This is a genomic window from Pseudomonas sp. GW821-FHT05D12, assembly GCF_059419825.1.
Genome location: NZ_JBWKSN010000025.1, coordinates 1 through 5,949 on the forward strand (window position 1 = coordinate 1; position 5,949 = coordinate 5,949).

Consider the following 5,949-nt stretch of genomic DNA (forward strand, 5'->3'; position numbering starts at 1 on the left):
CGGCCCCCCAAATCAATGTCGGATTACGGGCACACCGAGCCTAGGCGAGGTGCCGAGTGTTGGGGCAAGAGCCCTTTGGTTACTTTGGGGCTTTTCCAAAGTGACGCGCCGTAAGGGCGCAACCAATAGCAGCCGTTACCCAAATAAAAGAATGCAAACCCGACCGTCACCCCGGCAACGGAATAACCCGCAACGCCCGCACCGACTTGTAGGAAAAACTCGAATAAATCTCCTTCACACAAGGCAGCGTCTGCAACACCTCCCGCGCAAACTCCCCGAACGATTCAAGGTCCCTGGCCACCACTTCAAGCAAAAAGTCATACCGCCCCGACACGTTATGACACGCCACGATTTCCGGGATTTCAAGCAGCCGCTGTTCAAACGCGCGGGCAATTTCCTGGGTGTGGCTGTCCATCATGATGCTGACAAACGCCGTCACGCCATACCCCAGCGCCTTGGGCGACAGGATCGCCTGGTAACCACTGATCACGCCGCTCTCTTCGAGGTTGCGCACGCGGCGCCAGCAGGGCGAGGTGGTGAGGGACACTCGCTCGGCCAGTTCGGCTACGGTGAGGCGCGCATTGCCTTGCAGCGCGTTTAAAAGGGCCTTGTCGGTACGATCGAGACTCACGGGCATATCTTGCCTCTGATTGTTGTTTTTATCGGGTTTTCATCCCGGTACGCGGGATTTGGCAGCAAACTTTGCAACGTTCATCTTTGGTTATGAGCATAGCATTGTAGGAAATAAGGAGCGTCCGACATGAACAATAAACACAATGCATTCGGCTTTTCCACCCGCGCCATCCACCACGGCTACGACCCCAAGGACCACCACGGCGCGCTTGTCCCGCCTATTTATCTGTCGGCGACGTTCGCCTTTCCCACCGCCGAATACGGCGCCGCGTGTTTTGCCGGCGAAGCCAACGGGTACTTCTATACGCGTATTTCCAACCCGACCCTGGCACTCCTGGAAGCGCGCATGGCCAGTCTGGAAAACGGCGAGGCGGCAGTGGCCTTCAGCTCGGGCATGGGCGCGATTGCCGCGACGTTCTGGACCCTGCTGCGCCCCGGTGACGAGGTGATCGTCGGCCAGACCGTCTACGGCTGCACCTTCGCCCTGCTGCATCACGGCATCGGCGAGTTCGGCATCAAGGTACGGCACGTCGACCTGACTGACCTGGCCGCCCTGCAAGCGGCAATCAGCCCGGCCACGCGCATGATCTACTGCGAGACCCCGGCCAACCCCAACCTGCAACTGGTGGATATCACTGCCGTGGCCGCCCTCGCCCACCAACATGGCGATATCACCGTGGTGGTCGACAACACCTACTGCACGCCCTACCTGCAACGCCCCCTCGACCTCGGCGCCGACGTGGTCGTGCACTCGGCCACCAAGTACCTCAGCGGCCACGGCGATATCACCGCCGGTATCGCCGTGAGCGGCCAGGCACTGGCCCAGCGCATCCGTCTGCAAGGCCTCAAGGACCTGACCGGCGCGGTGATGTCGCCGCAGGACGCGGCCCTGCTGATGCGTGGCCTCAAGACCCTGGCCCTGCGCATGGACCGTCATTGCAGCAACGCCCAGGCGCTGGCCGAAGCCCTGCAGGCACACCCGGCCGTGCAGTCGGTGACCTACCCGGGCCTGCGCTGCTTCCCACAATACGCACTGGCGCAGCAGCAAATGAAAATGTCCGGCGGCATGATCGCCTTCGAGCTCAAGGGCGGCATCGACACCGGCCGGCGTTTCATGAATGCGCTGAAGGTGTTCACCCGCGCGGTCAGCCTCGGCGACGCCGAGTCACTGGCCCAGCACCCGGCGAGCATGACCCATTCCACCTACACCCCCGAGCAGCGCGCGCACCATGGCATCAGCGAAGGGCTGGTGCGCCTGTCGGTCGGCCTGGAGGATGTCGCCGACCTGCTGGCGGACGTGCAGCAGGCCCTGGCCAAATGCACCCGCGCCCTGCCCCGGCAGCCGGTGTTGGCGTCGCAGTCTGTGAGATAGGGCTTACGCGGGCTGTAGGGGGTTTAATGCGGCTTTTTGCGGATTGGATCCCCATCACCCCGCCAGGCTGTACTAGCATACGTCCTGCACCCGAAACTCATGGACGAACTGATGAACTCACACCTGTTCCCACATATAGGCAAGGTCATCGCAAGCACCGGCAGTCGCCATTTCCCACGCATGCTGCATGACCTGATCCTCACCCAACTGGCAGTGGACGCCACCCATATCACCCAACTGCGCGTCAGTCACGAAGGCCACACCCGTCGCCAGATCAGCCCGGTCTATACCGACTCCGTGGCGACCCTGGGCGTGGAACAACCGGCCGCACAATTGCACCTCACCCGCCACAAAGACGACGTGCGCTACGTGCTCTCGGTGTACCGCTCGCACCAATCCGAAAGCTTTTCGCCGCAGGAACGCAGCATGCTGCAGGACTTCTCCACGCTGCTGCTGCCCATGGTCGAAAAACACATCACCGCGCTCCACCCGTGCCGCCAGGACAGCGACCCGGTGCCCGCGCAGAACCAGGGCATCGACACCCTGCGCCGGCGCATCGAAGAACGGCTGGTGCAGTCGGGGTTGACCTTGTCCAACCGTGAACTGGAAGTGTGCGTGGGCCTGCTGGCCGGGCGCACGGCACCGGAACTGGCCGAGCAGTTGGCGCTGAAGGTCAACACCATCGAGAGCTACCTCAAACGCGCGGCGATCAAGCTCGGGATCAGCGGGCGGCACTCGTTGTTGCGGTGGATGTATGCCACCAAGGATGAAACGGCCCCTTAGCCCCCGACTGTGGCGAGCAGGCTTGCCCTGCCCGCCACAGATCACCGCCACCTCGGGCACTCAATCGCGCGCCAACGCCTCGATCGGATCCAGCCGCGCCGCATTCCTTGCTGGCACGAAGCCAAACACAATGCCGATCAGCGTCGAACAGGCAAACGCGGTGACGATCGAGCCCACCGAAAACACCATCTCCCACTCCTTCACAAACAGCGAAAACAGCAAGCCCAGCCCGTAGGACAGCAAGATCCCGATCACCCCGCCGATCAGGCACACCATCACCGCCTCCACCAGGAACTGCTGGCGAATGTCCGACTGTCGCGCACCCACCGCCATGCGAATACCGATTTCGCGAGTGCGCTCGGTGACCGACACCAGCATGATATTCATCACGCCGATTCCGCCCACCAGCAGGGAAATCACCGCAATCAACGACAGCAGCAACGCCAGCGAGCGGCTGGTTTTCTGCACGGTCTGCATGATGCTGTCGAGGTTGTTGGTGAAAAAATCCTTGGTGCCGTGGCGTTGCAGCATGAGCTTGTTGACGTTCTCCTCCACCACCTTGCTCGGCTGGCCGTCCTTGATGCGCACCGTGATGCTGTCCAGATGGCGCTGGCCCAGCAGCCGCCCCGCGGCGGTTTCATACGGCACCCAGACGTTCAGCGCCTTGCTGGCGGCGAACATGTTTTTATTCTCGGCCGTGACGCCGATCACCGTGCACGGCAGGTTGCCCACCAGGATCACCTGGCCCAACGGGTCGACAGTTGGCCCGAACAGGCGCTGGCGGGTGTTGTGGTCGATGACCACCACCTGGGCCTGGCGCCGTGCATCGCTTTCGCTGAAGGCGATCCCGGCCTCGAGCTTCAAGCCCTTGACCTTGAAGTAGCGATCACTGACGCCATTGACCTGCGCATCCAGGTCGATGTTGCCAAAGCGCAGCAACAGGTTGCGGCCCACCACCGGGGTCGCGCTGTCGACGTAATACAGCTGGTTCAACGCGTCCACATCCGACGGCATCAGCGTCTCGATGGCCGACGCGCGGCTGTCGCCAAAACTGGTGCCGGAAAAGATATCGATGGTGTTGCTGCCGATCGCCTGGATGTCCTTGAGCACATAGCGCTTGGCGCCCTCGCCGATGGCCGAGATCGACACCACCGAGGTGATGCCGATGACAATGCCGAGCATGGTCAGCAACGTGCGCATGCGATGGGACACCAGCGCGACCCACGCCATGTTGAAAGCTTCCTTGAACAACCCCAGGCTCGCCACCAGGCGCCGCGCACCGCTGCGCCGTGGCTCGACGGGCGCTTCCGCGGGCAGCTCCAGGCCGCTGCTCTGGTTGGCCTTGTCGCTGACAATCTCGCCATCGCAGACCTCGACGATGCGCTGGGCATTCGCCGCCACCTTGGGGTCGTGGGTGACGATAATCACCGTATGCCCGGCGGCGTGCAGCTCGGCGAGGATGCGCATCACCTCCTTGCCGCTGTGGGTGTCGAGGGCACCGGTGGGCTCGTCGGCGAGGATCACTTCACCGCCGTTCATCAAGGCGCGGGCAATGCTCACCCGTTGCTGCTGCCCGCCGGAGAGCTGGCTGGGCCGGTGGCTGGTGTGGCCGGCCAGGCCCAGCCGTGCGAGCAGCTCCCCCGCGCGGGCGTGCCGCTGGGTTTGCGCGGTACCGGCATAAATCGCCGGCATTTCCACGTTGTGCAAGGCACTCAGGTGCGCAAGCAAATGGTAGCGCTGGAAGATAAAGCCGAAGTAGTCGCGGCGCAGTTCGGCCAGTTGCTCATCGCCGAGTGAGCGGGTCTCGATGCCGTTGATCCTGTAACTGCCGGCAGTCGCGTAATCGAGGCCGCCGAGGATGTTCATCAGGGTCGATTTGCCCGAGCCCGAGGCCCCGATGATCGCCACCATCTCGCCAGCTTCGATGGTCAGGTCGATGCCCTTGAGCGCAATGAATTCACGCTCGCCGGCGATAAAACTGCGGGTAATGCCCTTGAGTTCCAACAGTGGCTGGGTCATGGCTCAGTTCCCCGCCACGGCCGGCGAGGCATCGCCGATCACGACTTTATCGCCCTCGGCCAGGCCCTCCAGGATCTGCACCTTGACGTTGTTGTTGATGCCGGTCTTCACCTGCCGCGACAGCGCCTTGCCGTTGGCGTCGAGCACCCGCAGCGGGTAGCTGCCATCGGGGTTGCGCGGGCCCAGCGCGGCCACCGGCACCATCAGCGCGGCCTCGGCGGTGTCGAGCACGATGCGCACCTGGGCGGTCATGGCGATGCGCAGGCGATGGTCAGGGTTGGGCACGTCGAACAGCGCGTTATAGAACACCGCCGTGTTCTGCTTGGGGGTGCCGGCGGTCTGGGTCTCGAGGAAGTTCTGCGGCGCCGGCTCAGTGCCGCGCAGCTTGGCGTAGTAGCGCTTGTCGGCCTCGCCGAGGATGGTGAAGTACACCTGCTGGCCGGGGCTGATATGAATCACATCGGCCTCCGAGACCTGGGCCTTGACGGTCATGGTGTCCAGGTCCGCCAGCTTGAGCAGCACCGGCGCCAGTTGGTTGGCAATGACCGTCTGGCCTTCCTGGGTGACGATGCCGACCACGTCGCCGTCGATGGGCGCGACGATGCGCGTGTAGGCCAGGTTGACCTTGGCCGTGTCGATCTGGATATGCGCACTCTTGATCTGCGCATCCAGGGACAGCAGGTTGGCCTGCTGCACCTGGAACGTGGACTCGGCGTCTTCGAAATCCTGGCGCGACACCGACTCATCATCCTGCAGGCCCTTGTAGCGTTCATACACCGACTTGGCCTGCTTGAGCTGGGCCGCCGTGGCACGGCGCTGGGCCTGCAGGTTTTCTTCGTCGACCTGGGCCTTGCGCAGGGTGTTCTGCAGGATCAGCGGGTCGATCTCGGCCAGCCACTGGCCCTTTTTCACCTTGTCGCCGACCTTGACTTTGAGCGACTTCAACTGGCCCGAAACCTGGGCGCCGACGTCGACCTGCTTGATGCCTTCAAGCACGCCGGTGGCCAACACGGCATTCTCGATATCGCCGCGTTCGACGCTAGCCGTGAGGTATTGGGGGGCGTCGGCGGGAGCCTGGACGGCATACACCACCAGGCCAATAGCGGCCGCCAACGCCAGGCACATACCGGTTTTGCGCCACT

Annotated in this window: 5 protein-coding genes; 2 read left to right on the forward strand and 3 right to left on the reverse strand. The window is 63.2% G+C overall.

Going from position 1 to position 5,949, the window contains the following annotated elements; all coding sequences use genetic code 11:
• Positions 1-166: 166 nt before the first annotated feature.
• Positions 167-637, reverse strand: a complete 471-nt coding sequence (locus AC07SI_RS29655; protein WP_065910374.1) for an Lrp/AsnC family transcriptional regulator — start codon at positions 635-637, stop codon at positions 167-169.
• A gap of 123 nt (positions 638-760) precedes the next feature.
• On the opposite strand from AC07SI_RS29655, the gene AC07SI_RS29660 reads away from it, so the two are divergent.
• Positions 761-2,005, forward strand: coding sequence for a methionine gamma-lyase (locus tag AC07SI_RS29660; protein WP_495007070.1), 1,245 nt, complete (start codon positions 761-763; stop codon positions 2,003-2,005).
• Positions 2,006-2,116: 111 nt separating this feature from the next.
• The gene (locus tag AC07SI_RS29665) at positions 2,117-2,788 is read left to right on the forward strand and encodes a helix-turn-helix domain-containing protein (protein WP_177410338.1); all 672 of its coding nucleotides are present in this window, start codon (positions 2,117-2,119) and stop codon (positions 2,786-2,788) included.
• A 60-nt stretch (positions 2,789-2,848) separates the two neighbouring features.
• Here the strand turns inward: AC07SI_RS29665 and AC07SI_RS29670 are convergent, their stop codons facing one another.
• Positions 2,849-4,807: a MacB family efflux pump subunit gene (locus AC07SI_RS29670; protein ID WP_495007071.1), complete on the reverse strand. Its 1,959-nt coding sequence runs from the start codon at positions 4,805-4,807 to the stop codon at positions 2,849-2,851.
• Positions 4,808-4,810: 3 nt separating this feature from the next.
• Positions 4,811-5,932 (reverse strand): macrolide transporter subunit MacA, encoded by a 1,122-nt coding sequence (gene macA / locus AC07SI_RS29675; protein ID WP_495007080.1) that lies wholly within the window; start codon positions 5,930-5,932, stop codon positions 4,811-4,813.
• Positions 5,933-5,949: the final 17 nt, after the last annotated feature.

Excerpts from the sequence above, each read along its gene's own strand:
- AC07SI_RS29655 (WP_065910374.1), bottom strand. The coding sequence starts at position 637 with ATGCCCGTGAGTCTCGATCGTACCGACAAGGCCCTTTTAAACGCGCTG.
- AC07SI_RS29660 (WP_495007070.1), top strand. The coding sequence starts at position 761 with ATGAACAATAAACACAATGCATTCGGCTTTTCCACCCGCGCCATCCAC.
- AC07SI_RS29665 (WP_177410338.1), top strand. The coding sequence starts at position 2,117 with ATGAACTCACACCTGTTCCCACATATAGGCAAGGTCATCGCAAGCACC.
- AC07SI_RS29670 (WP_495007071.1), bottom strand. The coding sequence starts at position 4,807 with ATGACCCAGCCACTGTTGGAACTCAAGGGCATTACCCGCAGTTTTATC.
- macA (WP_495007080.1), bottom strand. The coding sequence starts at position 5,932 with ATGTGCCTGGCGTTGGCGGCCGCTATTGGCCTGGTGGTGTATGCCGTC.